The sequence below is a fragment of the Streptomyces dangxiongensis genome, assembly GCF_003675325.1.
Taxonomy (GTDB): domain Bacteria; phylum Actinomycetota; class Actinomycetes; order Streptomycetales; family Streptomycetaceae; genus Streptomyces; species Streptomyces dangxiongensis.
Genome location: NZ_CP033073.1, coordinates 8,066,703 through 8,085,191 on the forward strand (window position 1 = coordinate 8,066,703; position 18,489 = coordinate 8,085,191).

Genomic DNA, 18,489 nt, shown 5'->3' on the forward strand with positions numbered 1-18,489 from the left:
CTCCCATTTTGCTGCCGGGCGCGCACGACGGTGGGCGCCGTCGCAACCGACGTTTCTGGAGGCAGGGCTTGGTACGGTCAGCGACAGGCCCACCCCACATGCTTGCTCTCCCTGCCGACGCGTACAGCGCGATAGTCGCCTCGGCAGCGGCCATAGCTGCATGGGCCATTGCCATCCGAGACGCCAAGCGGGCTCGCGAGGAGAGCATGACGCACAGGTCGCCCAAGCGCGGCTCATCACCGGCCGGTTGAGCGGAAAGACCATGCCGTGATCCGCAATGACAGCCTGCATTGCATCCCGCCAGGCCTGGCTGGGACGCCCTCGCCGCACCACTGTGTGACGCTGCCGCTCGGGGCGTTGTTCCGGAGAAGACTTCAGCGGATGATTGAGGCCCCTCGCCTACCGAACCGCGCAGCGGAAGCAGTGGTAACTGCCCCTCCCACTCCGACATGTCGGCCCGCGCCCGATGTCCGGAGTGCAATGAACATCCTCAGCTACCGTCGGCCGAGGCTCGACGCCGGACCCATTGTCAGTGGCGACGGCTAGCCTCCACCCTCATGAGTCTTGCGCGCCGACCGGCTAGCGAACTTCCCGGCGACCCGGCCCAGTTGCGGCTCGTCTACAGCCACGGGCACCCCGCCGTGCCTTACGAGGATGAGGACACCCTCGAGCACTGGGGTGTCTCCATCCGCGCCTACCACGATGAGGAGGAGGAATGCGCTGGCGGTTGCACCGAAGCCTGTCAGCAGCTTATCGACGACGGCAGCGAGGTCGGCTGGCTGCGTCTGTGGCGGCTGCGTGACTACACCGGTGTGGACCGCTGGATGGTCGCGGACGCCCAGTCGGGAGACCTGGAGAGCATCGCCTCCGCCATCCTTCACGACGGCGAGTATTCCGATGCCTTCCAGGAGACCATCGACTGTCCGGTGGGGGATCTGCTCATCGTGGACCGGGTGTTCCTGACCCGTCCCTGGCGCGGCTTCGGCCTGGGCCCGGTGTTCGCCGCCGAGGCCATCCGCCGCCTGTCCGGTGGCTGCTGCGCGGTCGCGGCTGAGCCCGGCATGGCCGAATGGCCCGAAAACCGGGACGAGGTGAGTGACGCCTACCGTGCTACCGCGAAGGCCAAAATCGCCGCCCTGTGGGAGTCGATCGGCTTCCACGCCTTCCACGGCGGGGTGCAGCTGCTCGACACCAGCCTGCAGGAGCCCATCGACCTGCACCGTGCGCGCCGCCAGGACTTGGAGGACCTCTCCGCTGCCTACCGGGCCCACCTCGAGGATCGGCCCGCTCTCCCTGAGCCAGCCGTGACCCCGCCCGCCCCGCTGGCCGCTTCCGTGCCGGCCGCTCCCCGTCAGCCGCCCCCGCTCGCCCCGGAGGCAGAGGCGGAGCCCAGCGACGGACTGGCTGCCGCCGCGAGCCTGTCCGACCTTCGGCGGGAGTGCGAGTCCTCCGGCTGGAGCCACAGTGACCGCGCCACCGCCCTGGCCGTCGCTGCACAGGCCACCCACGACACCGACCTGCGCCAACTGGCCGCCCGCATCGCGCACATGCACTTCGGCCTGCGCAACGCCTGGACCGACGCCCTCACCTTCCCCGGTCGCCGCTTCAATGTGCATCTCTTCCGGGAAAACCCCGCCGCCCTCGGGCCGCTGGCCGACCTGTGGATCTACGGCAGCAACCTCAACGGCCGTTACCGGGGGCGCTCCCATGCTGTGGGCGGGGACTGCCAGCACGCCCACCCCCTCACCCCGGACACCGAACGAATGACCCTGGCCGAACTCCTCGACCTGACGACTTTCTGCGAATGGAACGGCCCCAGCTGCTCCTTCTGCCACGGATGGTCCGGCCAACGCCTGACGCCCGACCAGTACACCCACTACCTCACCGTCCGTGCCGGCCTCTCGCGTTAATCGTGATGCTCACGGAACCGGCCACGGGTTCTGGTCCCGCGCTGCTCCCGAACCGGCGGGTCAGTGCCCACCTGCTGCCCGCAGACAGTCGAAACAGATGCAGTCGGCGAGGGCACTGCCCGAAGTGGCGCCCTCTTCTGACGGGCGCAACGCCCCGGCGGGCCAAGCGGATGCCACCGGCAGCACCGGAGCCCTACGCCAGACAGGAACCCGCACCGTGAATATCACCGTCTTCACCACCGACCTCCACATCGCCGGCCACGACTTACCCGGTATCTCCGTTACCCTGACGTCGTCCCGGCGTCCGCCCCGTCCTCCCTTCCGGCGCCTAGATATCGACATCGCCACTGTCATCGAACTGCTCGCGCTGGTCGAGGGCGGCGCTGCCAGTGCCGGCGCGGTGCGCGACATGCTCGAAGCCGTCGTGGACGAGGTTGAGGAGGCCGACGAAGAAGACCGGCGCGAGGACGAGGCGCTGCGCCAGCTCAGATCTACGCCGGTCCCTAAGGCCCCGGCCAGGACACCTCAGTACGACACCCGGTCCGTGTACGTCGTCTCATCTGAGGCCGAAGCGAAGATAGTCAAGATCGGTGTGTCCAAGAACGTGCCCGGACGTCTGAGATCGCTGCAGTCCGGATCCGGATCTCCGCTAGCGGTGCGGTGGACCTCAACCGGAGGCGGCCTCCTGGAGAGCCGCCTGCACGACCGCTTCGCAACCAGAGCGCTGGGGGGTGAGTGGTTCGACTTCACAGACGTCGCAGACCCCGTCGCAATGATTGCGAAAGCCGCGCGAGGCCTGCTGAAGAACGCCACAATCGTCGAGTTTCCGACGTGAATGAAGGCAGGAAACTGCCATCAAGTCCGGCCTGTTCGGCCGCGGGAGCACCCACCGCGCGGGTACCCTCAGCCATCGGCGCCGCACCTCGCGACCGCATCCCCCGATGCGTCCCCCGTGAGGCCTGTAGCGGCAGGCTGCTGGACGCCTGTGCGGGGCGCGGCGAACCCGCTCGGCATCAGATGTTCACCGTGCTCTGGCCGGGAAGCGGCTGAGGATCGAGGCTGCTCCAGTCGACCTCCCCGTGTAACGAGCGGGAAACTGCTGCGGCTGAAGCTTTGGAGGCAGGCGTATCGCGGCCTTGGTGAGGGTGCCCTGGCAAGATACTGATCGCATGGTCAACTACTCGACGCACGCGGCTACTTCCGCCGACGCTCCTGGCATTGTCCGGCTCTTGGCTCAGATCCCCACTTGGCAGGAAAGCAATGTCTCCCGGTGGAGAGAAGACCTGGAGCAGTACGAGCAATACGGACTGCGCGCCCGGCGAGGGGGGTGGTTGATCGAATCCGGTGGTGCTGCCATCACCGTGCTCACCGTCGAGTGGAAGAGTCCGCGGACGATCGCTGGTCGGATCTGGCCGGTGTATCTGGAGTACTTGGTCACCGACGAAAAGCATCGCAGCAGTGGTCACGGCTCGCGGCTCGTGCGGTACGCGGTCCAGGAGTTGGCCCGTCGCGATTGCCGGGGCGTCTACCTGAAGGTCTTCAAAGGGGACGACGGATGGAGCGGCGCTCTGAGGTTCTGGGAGGGCCACGGTTGGACAGCACACTCCCGCCTCGCCACCGACACACATGTCCTCATGACCAAGGAAATCGTTCCCGCCCATCCCGCTTCAGGGTCCTCCGCCATAGGCCGGTAGGCGAGTCGGCGCATACGGTGGTCACAGGCTAGTGAAGGCGTCCTGGAGCAGGGGAGACGCAGTGCCCCCGCGACAGTTCCCCCGCAACAGGCTGGGGCAAAGGCTCTTTGACCTGAGCGCTCACTGCACGGTCACCGCCCATGACTCGATACACGCCCTAGCCGTCCCTCCTACGCAGGCGGTAGCGATCAGCCGCCCAAGCGCAGCGGCTCCTGCCCGTGCGGCGGCGGCCGCAAGTACAAGCGCTGCGTACACCGGTGGGAGCCGTCCGAGCAGCCCGCTACCACCAGATGCCGAGCAGTAAAGGGCCGTCTGAACGGGCAGCAGGCGCCTCCTGGTCCGGCTGTGGAGCAGTAGTCCAGAACGCTAGTGGTTGGCGGACGGCAGCAGGACGGTGGCGCCGTGGTCGGCCAGGGCCTGGCGAGCCTCTGTGATCATGCAGTCCAGCCTTGGCTTCAGCTCAGCCAACTCCGGGGGAGGGGGCACCTCCTCGCCTGCCATGCCGAACTCAGCTGCCATGTCGCTCTCCTCGATCGAAATGACACGAGCGTGCATGGTGGCGAGCAACTCCATGACACCTTCGGCCGCTGCGACGACCGCTTCGGGGCCCTCCAGCGAGACCTGGGCGCGCACGTGCTCCAGCCGCCGGCTGAACTCCTCATCCTCTAGCACCAGCAGCAACCGACCATAGCCGTCTGGATGGCCGCCGCTCCACGCCTCATACGACTTGGTGCGCAGCTCATGCACCGCGGCGATGAAGTCGCCGTAGACTCGCCGCCGTGGTTCCATCACCTGCAACAGATGGGCCGACTGCAGTTGGCCCGCTAGAAGTATGTGCTGGGACTGGGTCTGCTCGCGTTGGGCCTGACGGCTCCAACTCGCGCTCAACAACGCCGGCACACCTGCCAACACCCCACCTGCCACGGCGCCCACCACACCGGCCCACTGCTCATTCATGCCGGCCATCATCGCTCAGGGGCCCCGCCCGGCCCGGACCAGGTCCCGCCGGAGTTATCCGGCAGGTCTGGAGGGGCACCGACGCGGGCCCCGCGGGCTGCGGACCGGGCAACGATCTGCTCGGTGCGCCCGCGCAGCGCACTCTTCGCGAGGCCGGCCGAGCTGTTGGCCCGCAGCCGATCTCACAGCCAGTCTCATCGCCAGCGGCTTCGCAGCCCCGCCTCGGCGGCACGTGTGCCGCCCGCTGCGTGTGCTTTGAGGTGCTCCACACTGATTTGCCGAGCCAGCAAACGTGATGTATCCCGGCGCGCGGAGGCTGTGGGCCAAGGCGCCGACTGCGCCACTTCAGACTCGTTAAATGTGCCTACCTCAAGGCGGGCCGGGCTCTACACCAATTTTGGAGCATGATGTCGCAGTTTGTGTGCGCGTACTGTGGTGCCGAGGTGCCCACGACCCCCGGGTACGAGATGACTGCTGCGGTGCGGCACGCCAGGGACGCTGGCCACCCGGATGCCGGGCTCCGGCTCTCCCGGCTGGTTCGGAAGCGGGCAGCGTCGAGGCGGCGCCAGCGGTGGGACGCCCTCCCCCTGCACGTGCGCGGCGCCGTCGCGTTGACGGTTCTTCTCCTTGCTGCGGTGCTCGCCGGATGGGTCACGGACCAGATGAAGGACGACCAGCCGGGCCACTCTTACGAGCCGTGCACGGGCGGCTTCCCCATACGACGCTGCTGAGCGTATGCGCGAGGGCGGTGCCGGACTACGTCCGACCCCGCCCGTGAGCGTCGTCCAGTAGGGCCGGCTCAGTCCACCTGATCAAAAAGCGAGGGCTGAAGCGCGGGGGAGGCGGCGCGCGGCCGGGGGGAGGAGGCGGGCGGGGTCCGGGGGAGGCAGCGGGGTGCCGTGCTGGCCGCCGGTCAGCGCGTGGCAGCACGCTTCTCTCAACGTGGCAAGGTCGTGCCGTGCGCCGAGCAGGCCCAGGAAGTCCTCGACGCTCCAGTCGATGAGCGCGCCTTGGCGTGAGAGGTAGAGCGCGACGGTGGAGATGGAATGGGTGTTGCTGTAGTCGAGGAGCAGGTACCCGGCCAACTGGTAGATCTCGGAGCGGCCCATGCGTTCCGGGCGGATGGTCGCCTTGCAGTCGATGAGTGTCCCATCGAGGATGAAGTCGGCGTCTGCTCCACCGACCTGCAGGCTGCCGTCGAAGACAGGGCCGCAGATCCGCGCGCTGGCGTCTAGGAGACGCAGGGCCTCGAAGGGGCCTGGGTGCGCGGCGAGTTGCATCTGCTGGCGGATGTCGTCGACGACGTAGTCCGCCACGGCATCGACGAGGTCGTCCAAGGTGGAACCGGGAGCGCACAGGCCGAGAGTGTTGCCGCGCATCCAGCCGCAGTGCCGGAAGATCGCCTCGAAGCTGGAAGCGACATGGCACAGCCGGATGAGCCGCTCCTCTTCCGCTGGTGCAAGGGACAGGGGCTGCCCGGTGTCGCTCTCGTATCGGGCCAGTTCCTCGAGCATCGCATCGCCGGCCTGCTGTACGGCACGGATGACGTCCCGGCTGGGCCAGCCGTCGTCGTCGAGGACCGCCCGCACGATGCCTTCCTTGATGGGGATGCCGGTCGGCGCACCCAGGGAGATGCGCAGGCGGTGGTCGATGGTGTGGCCGAGCATCCGGTATTCGGGCTTGAGACCGGCTTCTGCCCGGGGCAGCAGCGGGGCGGGGAAGCGGGCTAAGCGCTCACGGTAGTCGGTCAGGACGTCCTTGGTGCCGGGAAGCTGCTCCGCCAGAAAGCGTGAGATAGGGGAGCGCGGGTCCTTGAGATGGGAGGTGAGACTCATGCGGGCATCCTGGAGGACGGCTCTGACAACGCCCCCGCGCCGAAACCTTCCTGCGGTTTTTCCTTGAAGGCTTATCAAGCCACCCCTGGGTTCCGCACTCCCAGGCATGTTCCCCTGACCAGCGAATATGAAAGATCAACTATTCAACAAGACGTCGAAGCAGTAAAAACAAGTCAATCACCGGGTGCAATGGCGAGGCGCGCGAGGAAGTCGGCCGTTCGTTGTCAGACCCGAACGCTAGTGTTCCTGTTGTCCTGCGTCGACTCGCACCGGCTGACGTGCGCATGCCTAAAGCGGCGGGGTTCTGCATTATGTACTCGCGAGTAGGGGAGGCGGAGAGCAGAAGTCCCGCTTCTCTCTAGTGGCTCAAAGCAGATCCGAATTATGGGATGGGCCCGGCTATTTGATTCCTCGGAACCTATGGCACGGCTTGAAGTGGCCGGAATCATGCACTACTTCGCGGGCTGCACTGGCTGACCGGATCGCCGATCGATGCCTCGCGTCGATGGGTTCGACGCCTGACGGGCTGGGTCGTTGAGCCGGCCCCGAGGGGGCGAAATGTTCGAAAAGTGCCATCGTCTCGATGTCGGCCTGAACTCGTTCCGTCGGACTCCCGCTCTCCTAAGGTGCCGTGCATCGGAGCCCATCCGGCTCACGCGTCCCCCACACGCCCACCCGGCACTCACGTTGGGGCCAGCAGCGCGCTGGAGCACAGCGAATGCGATGCCTCCCCGAACGAGGGAGCCCCTGCCAAGTGCACAGCGCACCACTTCGACATCACGTAAGCCCTTGGAGATAGAACACGTATGGGATTCGGACGGTTAGGGGCCCAGGGCGTGCCCGGGGCTGTAGCCCTCAACACCACACTCGATGAGATCGCCCAGGTCACCAGCCGTTGGATAACACCGACACAACGGCTGCGACGCAACCTGCTCTACCTCACCCGCTCCCGAAACGGCTACACCTTTATGCAGGACTGCGGCATCCGGATGGACCGGCGGATGATCACTGCCTGGCTCGCCGAGGAACGCATCCCAAGCCCCGAGCAGCAGCGGCGCCTGGAGGACGCGTTCCGCCTGTTGCGCCGCCGCAACATGGCGCCCAGCATGACGCGCCGGCTCAACGCCAGGGGCGGGACCCGCGTGGAGATCTACCCCGTCGACCAGAGCGACGTCGATGACAAGCACCGGCGCACCGCCCGGTGGCGGCACAAGAACATCTACCGCTGGGACCCCATCATCGCAGCCTGGTCGCGCAGCGACCTGCGCGAACTGACCCACCGGTGGCACGACGTCATCACCGACCTCGACTCCGACTGGCGCATGTACGAGCACGTGACCCACCTCGGCTTCTGGGCCTGAACCCTCCCTCGCCGCCGCAGCACCGAACCCCTGATCGACCCGCGCCAAAGGAACGCCTCCATGAAGCCCCCGGACCCCGAGGACCTCACCGAAGAAGACCTGGCCCGCCGCCGGCACGCACAACGGGAACTCATGGGTCCCGCCGTACGCTCCCTACTGCAGCTCTCGCAGCGCGGAGAGCTGACCACCGCTCATGTCGAACTGTCCGCCCACACCCTCGGCGTTCACGTCACGACTGTGTGGCGCAAGCTGGCCCGCGCCCGGCTCGGTGAACCCCTGCACCGCAGCCGGGACCGTTTCGAGATCACCGACGCCATCCGCACGCTGCTCGCCTACCACCGGGGCAACGTCAAAGCCGTCCACAGAGAACTCGCGCAGGAAGCCGAGACATCCGGCGCCACCCCGGTGAGCCTGTCCACACTGCACCGCGCCATCAAACGCGACCTGCCGCCAGGTGACCGAGCCGGCCTCAAGAACGGGCTCCCCGCCTCCCGCGGCCACGACCCGCATCTGCGCCGCCCGCCCACCGCCCGCAACGAGGAGTGGGAAGGCGACCACAAGCAAGCCCCCGTCTGGGTGTGGGCCAACGACCGGCTGGTCAAACCCTGGGTGACCTGGTTCTGCGACTGCCACACCGGCATGATCATGGGCTGGGCCGTCACCCCTCACTTCCCGCACCGCGGGTCCATCCTGGCCGCCCTCAGATCCTGCATCCTGCACGACGACGGCTACGGCCCGGCAGGCGGCCTGCCCACCCGGATCCGCATCGACCGCGGCAAAGACTTCCTCTCCCGCGCCGTCCAGGACGCACTCGGCGCCTTCGCCGTCCAGGTCGACGTCCTGCCTCCCTACACCCCCCACCTCAAAGGCAGCATCGAAAACCTCAACCGCGCCGCCACCAGCATGTTCTTCTCCACCCTGCCCCGCTACACCCACGCCCAGAAACTCGACTCCCGCCACCACTCGGGGGACAAGGACCCAGCCCTGACCTTCGAAGGATTCGTCGAGCTCTTCGCGCAGTGGGTCAAGACCCGCAACGCCGACCACACGATGGCCGGCTACGGCGACCTCACCCCGCTGCAATGGTGGAACAGCGAGAACACCCCGCTGCGCGAAGTCAGCGCCAAGGACCTTCACGCCTTCCTCCTGGAAGGCGACCGCTCCACCCGCGTCATCAACGGCCACGGCATCCGGTTCAAGGGGCGCGACTACATGGCCGGCTGGATGACCGGCCGCTCCGGCACCCGCGTCCACATCCGCTTCCAGCCCCACCACCTCGACCAGATCGAAATCTTCGACGCCGACAACCGCCGGCATCTGGGCACCGCCCACCTGGCCGACCAGGCCACCGACGAGCAAATCGAGCAGGTCTATCAAGCCCGCGCCGAACGCTCCCGCCGCGTGCGCCGCGACCTGCGCCGGGCCGAAACCCTGCGCCGCCGCCGCTTCAAAGCACACACCACCACCGGACCGGCCCAGGCCGACACCGCGATGACCCGCAAAGAGGCCGCCAAGGAACTGGGCGCCTGGAGCTCCGGCCGGACCGCTGACGATCTGCCCTCCGACTACATGCCCCGCCGCATCACCCCGCCCGGCGGCTGGGCCGTCCCCGGCACATCCACCCCCACCGAGGAAGAGACATGACCACCCCGCGCACCGCCCCCGACCCACCCCAAGCCCCCACACCGCCCTCGGCCAGGAGGAGCGCCGGCGAGGCCACCTCCTGCACGGCTGCCTGGGCGACCACCCACCCCCGCTGCACCGTCCGCATCCGCTCCGAGGATGCCGGCACCGCCGACCTCGACGACCACGACACCGGCCGGCCACCGGGCACTACCCACGCCCAGCCCGCCCACCCCGCACCCGACAGCACCCCCACCGCCCCGACCACCTTGAAGGACACCCACATGACCGGCACCGACACCACGCAGACGACACCCCGCCCCGACCGGGACGACGTCGTCGGCGAACCCGACTTCTACCTCAACCTCGCCGACGCCCGCATCGTGGCCACCGAAGCCCTTCTTGAAGCCAGCGAGAACATCGCCGACACCATCGAAGCCCGCGCCATGTCCTGCATCTACGGCGACGCCGGCCTCGGCAAAACCTTCTCCGTCCTGGCCGCACTCAAGGAAATCTCCGCCGAACGCGTCCTGCTCCTGCAGTTCCGCTCCCGCCCCACCCCCCGCGACATCCGCCAGGAACTGTTCACCGAACTCCGCCTCGAAGGCGAACCCCCCTCCCACCCCAGCGAGTTCGACCGCCTGCTCAAGCGAACCCTCGCCCGCAAGCCCTACGTCCTCGTCTGCGACGAAGCCCAGCAGTTCAGCCGCGAATGCTTCGAGTTCGTCCGCCACCTGTGGGACACCGGCCAGGGCAAGAACCGCCCCGCCGTCCTCTTCGTCGGCGGCGAAGAAGCCTACAAGACCCTCTACAGCGAACCCTCCCTCGCCTCCCGCATCTACATCTGGCAGGAATTCGCACCCATGGAGGCCGACGAGGTCCAGAAGAACATTCCCCTTTTCCACCCCGTCTGGGCCAGCGCATCACCCGAACTCATCGACTACGTCTACGAAGAAGGCGCCGGCGGCACCTTCCGCGTCTGGTCCAAGATCACCTATCACGTCCTCGAAGGCATGAAGCGCCGCGGCCTGGAGAAGGTCGACGAATCCATCGCCCGCTGGGCGATCCGCCGGGCCCTGCCCCACCGCCGCCGCGCCCGCCGCCCCCAGCAGGACGCCGGATGACCAGTACACAACCCACCGCACCGGCTCCTCACTACCTCAGCCTGCCCGACGCCCGCACTGTCACCACCCAGGCCGTGCGGGCCGCCGCCCACGCCCTCGACAAGGTACTGCGCGAGCAGAGCATGATGTGCCTGACCGCCGACCCCGGCGTCGGCAAGACCTTCACTCTGCACACCCTGTGCGAGCAACGCCCCACCCTGCCCGCACTGCGGTTACTGCAACGCCCCCAGGCACGCCCCGACGACCTCCGTCACAGCCTCCACCACGCCCTCAACCTGCCCGGCGACCCGCCCCAGGACGCCGGCATCTGCGACGACTACCTGCGCCACGCCCTCGCACACACGCCCCGCCTCCTCGCCGTGGACGAAGCCCACCAACTGTCCACCTCCTGCATCGAATACCTGCGCTACCTCCATGACGACCCCACCCCGCAGGTCACCATCCTGCTCCTGGCCAGCCGTCCCCGCCTCAAAGCCCTGCGCTCACAACCCACCCTGCTCAGCCGCGTCACTACCTGGCACCACATGGAACCCCTCGACCCAGATGAAGTCCTCACCGTCCTGCCCGCCTTCCACCCGCTGTGGCACAACACGCCAAACCGCACCCTCACCCACCTGGACGAGATGTGGGCGCACGGCAATCTTCGCCGCTGGGCCGCCCTGACTCATCAGCTCCAAGCCCACCGGCGCCGCCACCCCGACCACCCACCCGACCCGGACGCCCTCCTGCGCCGTCTGCACCACCGACTGGCCCTCACAACATGACCTCAACGCCCCACAGCGCTGCACCCGACGACACCCTCCAAAAGTGGACCCCCAGTTGGTCCCCGGACCACACCGACTCCGGCCTGCCGCCCATCACGTTGATCACCGACACCCACGACCAGCCCCCCTACACCACCACCGCACTCGCCGCCCACCAACCTGGGCTCGGCCGCATTGCCGTCCACCCCACACCCCTGGCCACCGCGCCCGCCTACCTCGCCCACGACCTGATCCGCGCGCTCGGCAAACATCTCCCGCCCCCACACATCGACCCGCCCTGGTGGACCGGCAACGCCGACGAGTCCTGGCGCATTGCGGCCGCGTGGACCCAAGCCCTCAACATCAGCCACTACGTCATCTGCCGCGCCCACCGCATCACCGGCCGCCACCTCGAGCACCTCATGGCCCTGCGCGAACTCACCCGCATCCGCCTCACGCTCGTCGTCAGCGGTCCAACATCGGCTGCCCTGGCCACCATCCTCAACACCGTCGCCCACCACCAGATCGACACCCTCGAAGATGCCCGCCAGCACCTGAACCAAGACACCTCATCTCGGCCTCCCGCCAGCTACCCCTGGTGGCACAGCGCCCCATTTCCCGGCCCTCACGACGAACCCTGGTACGAGCTGCCCCCACGCCCCCGACACCCCGCCGGAACGCCCGACGAAATCACCACCAGCTCCCGCGGCACGCCCACCCGGCTCCATGCCACCGACAGCCGGCCGCCTGCCATTGCTCTGCCAGCACACACCCACCCAGACACCCCCAGCGGCCCCCACCACGAGATCGTGGCTCAGCGCATCCACACCCGCATCGCCCACCCCATACACGCCGCAGCCGTCGCGATCCGAGCCCTGGCCGGCTATGGCACCGACCAGCTGTCCCAGCTCACCACTGCCACCCCAGAACACCCACGAGCGGACCTCCCCACCGAACTGCCAAACTGGGCGCGCCTCCTTCTGGACGCCGCCTGCATTCACACCGACCTGCAGGCATACATCCGCCATGATCTGCCCGCCCACCTGTCGGGCGCGGACAGGCCGTTCCGGCTGGGGTCCTGGGACAGAAACGACATCGCCCATGCCACCGAAACCTGCCACCTCATTGCAGCCCGCGCCCGCCGTGCACGCCAACGGTCCTGAGAGAAGCGTGTGAGTAGTAGCCTCCCCATCGGAGGCCTTACCTCAAGAGGACCCCGTGCGTCCTGTGCGGGAAGCCGGCCCAGCCAGAGCGTGGTGGCATCAGAGGCTGGCTCCACAGCTGTGCCGGATCCGCCGCCACAAGGTGGTCGGTTTCAGGCCGCGTTCGACGCGCAGCAGAAAGCCGGTTGGATTGGCTGCCGCAGCCTGGTCTGATTGTCGTCGTGCGCCGGTGACGAGGCCGAAGGCGGCTACGGCGGTCGTTCCGGCTGCCCCGGCCATGGTGCCCATCATGCTGCTGGCGAGAGCGCCGGCTGTACTGAACAGGGCAACTGAGCTGGGCATTTCGAACTTGGCGCTGATCGCCGTGGTGATGGTCTGCAGGCCGATGCCGTTCATCACCTTGCGTAGATCGTCAACCTTCGTCTCGAAGTCGTGGTGTACTGCTTGCCGCAGATACAGTTCCAGCGCCTGTCGGCTGGGGATGTCACCCACGTTCTCCTGCAGCTTCTGCGCGGTCTGCCGGACCGCATCGCTGTAGGCGACGAACTCCGACTGATACTTCGTGCGCAGCTCCACGATCTTGTCCACGGGCACCGTGGCCAGCCGGGCGGGCAGCACGTACTGCAAGGACAGAACCCCGACTCGACTGGTCAGATCAAGCATCTCGGTAGAGCCCAAGGGCCCACCCAGCAGAACTGCCGCCATGCGATCAGCGTCCCACTGGCCCGCTGCAGTGTGTGCGGCCACTTGGTCCGTCAGCGGGATGAAGGCCGTACGTCGTGCGACTTCGGCCGTCAGAGCGCACTTGTACACCCACGCCACAGCCGGATCCAATCCGATCCATTCTGTGCCGGACTGCCCGCTTACAGAGTTACGGATCGCCGGCACGGCCAGACCGCTGTCCCCCAAGGCCTGGCGCAGGGAAGCCGTCATCTCGCCGGGGTAAAGGCCGGCAAGACCCTGGCCGCCAAACTGCCTGCTGTTACCAGAGTGGGTAAGGTGCGCTGAGAACCCGGGAGGTGAAGGCTCGGCGTTCACCCCACCAGCCCGGTACGGTCCGACGCCAAAGGCGCCCGCCAGTTCATCCCCGTGAGCGTTCACTGTGGCAAGCAAGTGTGCAGACGCGGCTTCGACAGCGTCAGCGGGGTCGAAGTTCTCTACAAAACCCAAGCCATCTTGAAGCGCCTGGACCTCGCTGGGATCAGACACCCGGAAACCGCGGGGAACGACACGGGCGAGCCGCGGCATGTACAGCGCTGCAGCCTTGATCCAAGCCGGGTCACGGAAGTGAACGTAGGGGTAGTACAGACCGATGGCCACCATCCTCAACTCCCTGGTCGATGCACCAGCCCCCACTGGCGCGACCAGCGTCATACTAGGGGCTAGAGCGACTGAGCGGGACGACGGAGGCGAGTCCATGGACTGCAGCCGAGCCCTCGAATCTTGAGCTGTACCGGACGTGCGTACAGTGACCGGCGTTGCACTACGCCAAGGAGAACACCCCTTCTCTCCACGCTTTTCCGCTCCGGCGTCTCTGCCCTCGCTGCTGTCCCGGAGCTGCTGGAGCAACTGCTCTACCACTGGCAGCCGGATCGACTTCGTGTTTCGCCTCTGCAGCTACATCACCTACACACGCAGCGAGTTCGGCGACTTCGTGGATGCTCTGCCCTTAAGAGGACTGGGCGCCGACCTAACGATCGCCGAACGTCTGATCGACCCCGACACGACCTAGCGAGGCCTACTCGCTCGCTCAGCACACGCCGTCCGCGCCAGCAGTGCTCGCGGCGGCTCACCAAGAAGCGTTTGACCTCGATCCGCTACGCCGCTATTTTGCATATGCCAACTCAGTTATCAGAGTACGCATGAAGGGTGGGTGAGATGCTGCTGACCACCGGGCAGGCCGCGGAAGAAATCGGCTGCGCAATCACCACCCTGCGACGCCTCGTACAGGCAGGACTGCTGCCGGGCCTGTCGCGCCGTGGCGTACGCGTGATGATTCCGCTCGAAACCGTCCAGGCTCTGCGGGAGCGCAGTCATGCCCCGCTGCATCAACTGGAAGCCCCGGAAGTTGCTGTGCTGAGGGTCGATACAGCCCAGCCAGCACACGAGCCCGGTCGCGACTGGCTCGGATTCGCTTCATCCCTTACCCCCGAGGACCTGCTCAAAGCACTGCGCGGCTGGTGGCGATGCGACGCCGCGAGCGTCGCAGCCGGGGGAGTGCTGCCGGTGACGCTGTCCGGCTACGTCGTTGCCGTCCTTACAGGCTTGGAGCGATGGGAGAAGAACACCAAGGGCCGTCATGCTTTTCCCGACGCCCGACTGGCCGGCTACGTCACTGACCTGGCCACCCCGAAAACCGTGATCACCTCCGGCCCGGACGGCGACCGCCGGCTCGCCAAGCTGCTGCTGGGCACCCGGCTCGCCTCCCACTCGGGCGGAGCAGTCGCCTACGTCACCACGCATACCGCAGGCTGACCGAACAAGGACGCCCGATGGACGCACAGAGCTACAACGCCGCGCTCTCCGAACTGCGCACCGTGCGGGACGCGATCAAGAAAGCCCGAGCGGAACTGTCGAAGCTGGAGGCTGACCGGGACAAGCGCATCACTCAGCTGGCTTCCTACGGCAAGGCAAAGGCGGAGCGGATCGCCCCGGCCGCCGGACTGAGCGTGACCGACGTCGTCGCAGTCGCCCCCGCCCTGGCACCCGACAGCCTCGCCGTCACAGCCGACAAGCCACAGCCCCAGGGCCCCGCCCCCGAAACACTCGCCGCCGGGCCCGTTGACGAGACTGCCAAGCCGCAGGCGGCGATCGCCACTGCGGCGAGCACCGCCCTCCCGCGGCTCACCACCGCACCAGACCCTGTCGAACCCGTCAACCCGACTTCACCGCCGCCGGCTTCCACAGCACGCAGCCTTCCGTCGATCCCCAAAGACACCACCGGCGATGCCTGGTTCACCCACACACCGGGCCTGGCCTCCACCCGGCCCAACTTCACCCAGCAGGCCCGTTCCACCGTCTTCCTCGACACCACCACCGGCGTCCTGGTCCACCGCCAGCAGACCCACCACCTCGACCTCGGCGCCGCCACGGCCGCGGACCTCCTCACCGCCGTCTTCCACGCCGTCCCTGAGGGTGTGGAGCGGATCTACGTCACCGCCGGTGATCCCTGGCACCGCGAAGCCGACCGCTACCCCTACCTCCGTGACGCCGTCGCCGCCTGGCTCAACGCACCGGCCCCAGGCTGGCGTACCGACACCGGCCGCGGCAAAGACCGGATGGCCGGGCACTTCGTCCACGCCCGTAACCCCGTCGGCCGCTACCAGCGCGAGAACAATGACCAGCATGTCGAGATCCGCTCGGTGGGGGAGTGGTTCGACACCGACGGCGACGACCCCGCCGTCATCCGCGACGCCTTCGTCCTGCTGTGGCAGGCCCTGCGCCGCCACTGGAGCGACGCCGTCATCATGGGCTCCCCCTCCCAGACCGGCCGCGACCTGTGGACGCGCACCATCCCCACCCGCGGCCAGTACGCCGACGGCTTCCCCGTCCTGTCCGAGGAGCTCCGCGGCCTGCTGCACGCCACCGCAGGTCAGGGCCGCAACGAACTGATCACCCCACCCCGCGTCCCCGAGCAGCTGCCCCGGCTCGTCGAGTACGACCGCACCTTCGCCTACGCCAAACACACATGGAAATCCCCCGTCGGAACCCCACGCCGCATCACCGCTACCACCTTCGCCGCGTGGAGTGAGAAGGAACAGATGCGGGCCCTGTACGGGTGCGGGCACTGGCAGGTCCGCGTGACCGTCCCCACCACCTGGAACCACGTCGGCCTGCTGCCGGCGCCCGCTCCCGGCGACCGCGCGTGGCACTACCCCGCCCAGCCCGGAACCACCTTCACCACCTGGGCAGGCGGCCCCGAGATCCACACCGCCCTGACCAACCCCATCCAGCCGTGGAAGATCGAGATCCTGGACGGCATCCTGTGGGACGACGGCAAGCCCCTCGACGACTGGGCCAGGAAACTCAAGGAGACCTGGGCGAACCTCTCCGCCCAGGCCCACTTCCAGGGGGATGCCCAGCAGGCCCGCGCAGCTCACCTCGCCTCCCGCGCGGTGCGCTCCATCCTGCTGTACGGCATCGGCGCCTTCGCCCAGCGCCCCCGCATGGTCACCGGCACCACCCCCCGCACCGCCGAACGCGACGTCCCCGCGGACGCCGAAATCATCGCCTTCGACGACGAACGCATCACCTGGCAGAAGCCCACCGGGTTCAGCCGCGACCCCAACGCCCATCCCGAATGGGCCGCCGCGATCTGGTCCGGCGCCCGGGCCGCCCTGCTCACCCAGCGCCACCGCGACGACAACGCCTACGCGGGTGCCCTGCACACCCCGCCCGGCAGCGTCATCGCCTTCCGCACCGACGCCCTCTACCTCACCGAGGCCCAGGACTGGCCCTACCACCACCAGCCCGGCGACTACCTCCTGCGCGGCCACCTCACCGGCCCCCTGGCTGCCCCCACCAGCGAGGAGGAGCTCCTCAGCCTGCGGGACGCCGGACGTACCGCCCTCACCACGAACCAGGAGTCCTGATGCCGCCCCGACGCCGACGCCAGGCCACCGGCCGCACAGCCTTGAACGAGGCGGCCCGCCTGGCCGACCGGCTCCAACAGGCCGGGTACACCAAACGCGACATCGCCCGCATCATCGACCGGGACCCCTCTTTGGTGTCGCAGTTCTACACCAGGAACAAGGGAGCGGCCTTCGTCCCCGCCCTGCGCGAGGTCCTCACCGCTGTCGAGGCCGGCGGCATCACCGACCTGCCCGAACTCCGCGCCATCGCAACCCGTCACATCACGCGCCGCACCACCGCCTCCGGCGCCCGAGCCCGCGTGCGCGGCAAAGCCGTCCTGATCACCCCTACCGGCACCGGCACCGGGCGCGTCGGTGCCCAGGCCATCGCTTCCGGCTCCGCCCGCCTGCGGCCCCTGATCGCCGAAGCCGCCCGCCGCGGTCTGCGCCTGGCGTTCACCGTCCGCCTGGCCAGGACCGGCTACCTGCACCCCTCCGGCAGCCGCACCGACTCACCAGGGATCCGCCGGGATGTGATCCAACGCGCCGACCACACCGAAGAACGCTCCTACGGCTCCGCCCGGACCCGCGGGTTCGACGCAGCCGATTTCGCCCGCCGGGTCGACGCCGCGGGCGGTGACGTCACCGCCGCCGTCCACCAGTGGCTCACCGAAACCGGTCGCATCCAGCCCGATGCCCGTATTCTCCACCTCGAGGTCCGTACCTGGCAGCCTCCAGCCTCCCGATGACCGGCGCTCAGCCGCCGGCCTGAACCGCTCCCGGCCACCCGGCCGACCCCCCGAGTGTTGTGCGAAGGCCGGGCACGCAGGCGCGTGCACGGTGCGCTCTCAGCCCAGTGCGCAGCATGGGCGTATCTGTCTTCGCTTCGACGAGGGCCTCGGCCAGCCTGTCGTAAGGTGCGGTCATGACCGGACAGGCCTGTGGGGGCTCCGCCTCGATCGCCCTTGCTGTGCGAGGAGACGGACATGCGGCAGCAGCCCTCGGGGCTCTTGCTCTCGGCAGTCACCTCGACAGTGCAGCGGTGCCCGCGGTCTTGGCCGCGGCCATCGACGAGCACGGTGGCTGTGTCCCGCTGCCCTACGGTCAAGGACAGTGCCGCATCGCCAGGGTCGGGGAAACCATCGCGGGGATGCTGTATGCCACTCCGCCCATACGCTGGCTGCGCGCACATCCGCCGGCTCAGCGCAACGGCCTGATCCACTCACTCACCGAGATCGAGCTTCTCGCCGTCGCAGAGCCTTACCGCCACCACGGCATCGGTACGGCTCTGCTGGAGGAAACCGAGCACGCCGCACGCGCTGACGGGACCCGCCTGGCTCTCGCCAAGGTCCGTATCGGTGCCTTCCCGGTCATGCGCTGGTATCGCAGACGCGGATACACCGTCGCAGCCCAGGGTGAACCCGTTGTCTTCCGCACCCGACTCGGTGGACTCACCTCCTGTGACGACGGATCCGACGGTTACCAACTCGCCGTCAAGGCACTCCAGC

15 protein-coding genes are annotated in these 18,489 nt (G+C 68.0%); 12 read left to right on the plus strand and 3 right to left on the minus strand.

The window, feature by feature from the left end; all coding sequences use genetic code 11:
* Positions 1-557: 557 nt before the first annotated feature.
* The 3 genes from D9753_RS37315 to D9753_RS36130 all read left to right on the plus strand — a co-directional run bounded on the left by D9753_RS37315 (position 558) and on the right by D9753_RS36130 (position 3,604).
* Positions 558-1,910, plus strand: coding sequence for a hypothetical protein (locus tag D9753_RS37315; RefSeq protein WP_205614347.1), 1,353 nt, complete (start codon positions 558-560; stop codon positions 1,908-1,910).
* Between the two features lie 217 nt (positions 1,911-2,127).
* Positions 2,128-2,745: a GIY-YIG nuclease family protein gene (locus D9753_RS36125; protein ID WP_163010900.1), complete on the plus strand. Its 618-nt coding sequence runs from the start codon at positions 2,128-2,130 to the stop codon at positions 2,743-2,745.
* 334 nt (positions 2,746-3,079) lie between these two features.
* Positions 3,080-3,604, plus strand: a complete 525-nt coding sequence (locus tag D9753_RS36130; protein WP_121785205.1) for a GNAT family N-acetyltransferase — start codon at positions 3,080-3,082, stop codon at positions 3,602-3,604.
* A gap of 366 nt (positions 3,605-3,970) precedes the next feature.
* Here D9753_RS36130 and D9753_RS36140 read toward each other — a convergent pair whose 3' ends face one another.
* Both D9753_RS36140 and D9753_RS36150 read right to left on the minus strand, forming a co-directional pair.
* Positions 3,971-4,561 (minus strand): hypothetical protein, encoded by a 591-nt coding sequence (locus D9753_RS36140; protein WP_163010534.1) that lies wholly within the window; start codon positions 4,559-4,561, stop codon positions 3,971-3,973.
* Between the two features lie 812 nt (positions 4,562-5,373).
* The gene (locus tag D9753_RS36150) at positions 5,374-6,396 is read right to left on the minus strand and encodes a hypothetical protein (protein WP_121790795.1); all 1,023 of its coding nucleotides are present in this window, start codon (positions 6,394-6,396) and stop codon (positions 5,374-5,376) included.
* 836 nt (positions 6,397-7,232) lie between these two features.
* Here D9753_RS36150 and D9753_RS36155 point away from each other — a divergent pair.
* Genes D9753_RS36155 through D9753_RS36175 form a run of 5 tightly spaced genes read left to right on the plus strand, consistent with a single transcriptional unit; the run spans position 7,233 to position 12,410 of the window.
* On the plus strand, positions 7,233-7,757 hold the full coding sequence (locus D9753_RS36155; protein WP_163010533.1) for a transcriptional regulator: 525 nt from the start codon (positions 7,233-7,235) through the stop codon (positions 7,755-7,757).
* 60 nt (positions 7,758-7,817) lie between these two features.
* Positions 7,818-9,401, plus strand: a complete 1,584-nt coding sequence (locus D9753_RS36160; RefSeq protein ID WP_121790797.1) for a Mu transposase C-terminal domain-containing protein — start codon at positions 7,818-7,820, stop codon at positions 9,399-9,401.
* On the plus strand, positions 9,398-10,504 hold the full coding sequence (locus D9753_RS36165; protein WP_240468412.1) for an ATP-binding protein: 1,107 nt from the start codon (positions 9,398-9,400) through the stop codon (positions 10,502-10,504). Before D9753_RS36160 ends, D9753_RS36165 begins: the two co-directional genes overlap by 4 nt.
* Complete coding sequence (locus D9753_RS36170) at positions 10,501-11,268, plus strand: ATP-binding protein (protein ID WP_121785199.1); 768 nt, start codon at positions 10,501-10,503, stop codon at positions 11,266-11,268. Before D9753_RS36165 ends, D9753_RS36170 begins: the two co-directional genes overlap by 4 nt.
* Complete coding sequence (locus tag D9753_RS36175) at positions 11,265-12,410, plus strand: hypothetical protein (protein ID WP_121785198.1); 1,146 nt, start codon at positions 11,265-11,267, stop codon at positions 12,408-12,410. Before D9753_RS36170 ends, D9753_RS36175 begins: the two co-directional genes overlap by 4 nt.
* A gap of 99 nt (positions 12,411-12,509) precedes the next feature.
* Here the strand turns inward: D9753_RS36175 and D9753_RS36180 are convergent, their stop codons facing one another.
* The gene (locus D9753_RS36180) at positions 12,510-13,733 is read right to left on the minus strand and encodes a DUF6236 family protein (protein WP_121785197.1); all 1,224 of its coding nucleotides are present in this window, start codon (positions 13,731-13,733) and stop codon (positions 12,510-12,512) included.
* Between the two features lie 555 nt (positions 13,734-14,288).
* Here D9753_RS36180 and D9753_RS36185 point away from each other — a divergent pair.
* The 4 genes from D9753_RS36185 to D9753_RS36865 form a co-directional block, all read left to right on the plus strand.
* On the plus strand, positions 14,289-14,885 hold the full coding sequence (locus D9753_RS36185; RefSeq protein ID WP_121785196.1) for a helix-turn-helix domain-containing protein: 597 nt from the start codon (positions 14,289-14,291) through the stop codon (positions 14,883-14,885).
* Positions 14,886-14,902: 17 nt separating this feature from the next.
* Positions 14,903-17,002, plus strand: coding sequence for a hypothetical protein (locus D9753_RS36190; RefSeq protein WP_121790798.1), 2,100 nt, complete (start codon positions 14,903-14,905; stop codon positions 17,000-17,002).
* A complete protein-coding gene (locus D9753_RS36195) occupies positions 17,002-17,730 on the plus strand; it encodes a helix-turn-helix domain containing protein (RefSeq protein WP_121785195.1) in 729 nt (242 codons plus the stop codon). The genes D9753_RS36190 and D9753_RS36195 overlap by 1 nt, the downstream gene beginning before the upstream one ends.
* Before the next feature lie 176 nt (positions 17,731-17,906).
* Positions 17,907-18,489, plus strand: a 583-nt coding sequence (locus tag D9753_RS36865) for a GNAT family N-acetyltransferase (RefSeq protein WP_163010901.1), incomplete at its 3' end; no start/stop codon positions are given.

Bases quoted from the DNA above. Each gene is read 5' to 3' on its own strand.
- D9753_RS37315 (WP_205614347.1), top strand. From the start codon at position 558: ATGAGTCTTGCGCGCCGACCGGCTAGCGAACTTCCCGGCGACCCGGCC.
- D9753_RS36130 (WP_121785205.1), top strand. From the start codon at position 3,080: ATGGTCAACTACTCGACGCACGCGGCTACTTCCGCCGACGCTCCTGGC.
- D9753_RS36140 (WP_163010534.1), bottom strand. From the start codon at position 4,561: ATGAATGAGCAGTGGGCCGGTGTGGTGGGCGCCGTGGCAGGTGGGGTG.
- D9753_RS36150 (WP_121790795.1), bottom strand. From the start codon at position 6,396: ATGAGTCTCACCTCCCATCTCAAGGACCCGCGCTCCCCTATCTCACGC.
- D9753_RS36160 (WP_121790797.1), top strand. From the start codon at position 7,818: ATGAAGCCCCCGGACCCCGAGGACCTCACCGAAGAAGACCTGGCCCGC.
- D9753_RS36165 (WP_240468412.1), top strand. From the start codon at position 9,398: ATGACCACCCCGCGCACCGCCCCCGACCCACCCCAAGCCCCCACACCG.
- D9753_RS36170 (WP_121785199.1), top strand. From the start codon at position 10,501: ATGACCAGTACACAACCCACCGCACCGGCTCCTCACTACCTCAGCCTG.
- D9753_RS36175 (WP_121785198.1), top strand. From the start codon at position 11,265: ATGACCTCAACGCCCCACAGCGCTGCACCCGACGACACCCTCCAAAAG.
- D9753_RS36180 (WP_121785197.1), bottom strand. From the start codon at position 13,733: ATGGTGGCCATCGGTCTGTACTACCCCTACGTTCACTTCCGTGACCCG.
- D9753_RS36185 (WP_121785196.1), top strand. From the start codon at position 14,289: ATGCTGCTGACCACCGGGCAGGCCGCGGAAGAAATCGGCTGCGCAATC.
- D9753_RS36190 (WP_121790798.1), top strand. From the start codon at position 14,903: ATGGACGCACAGAGCTACAACGCCGCGCTCTCCGAACTGCGCACCGTG.
- D9753_RS36195 (WP_121785195.1), top strand. From the start codon at position 17,002: ATGCCGCCCCGACGCCGACGCCAGGCCACCGGCCGCACAGCCTTGAAC.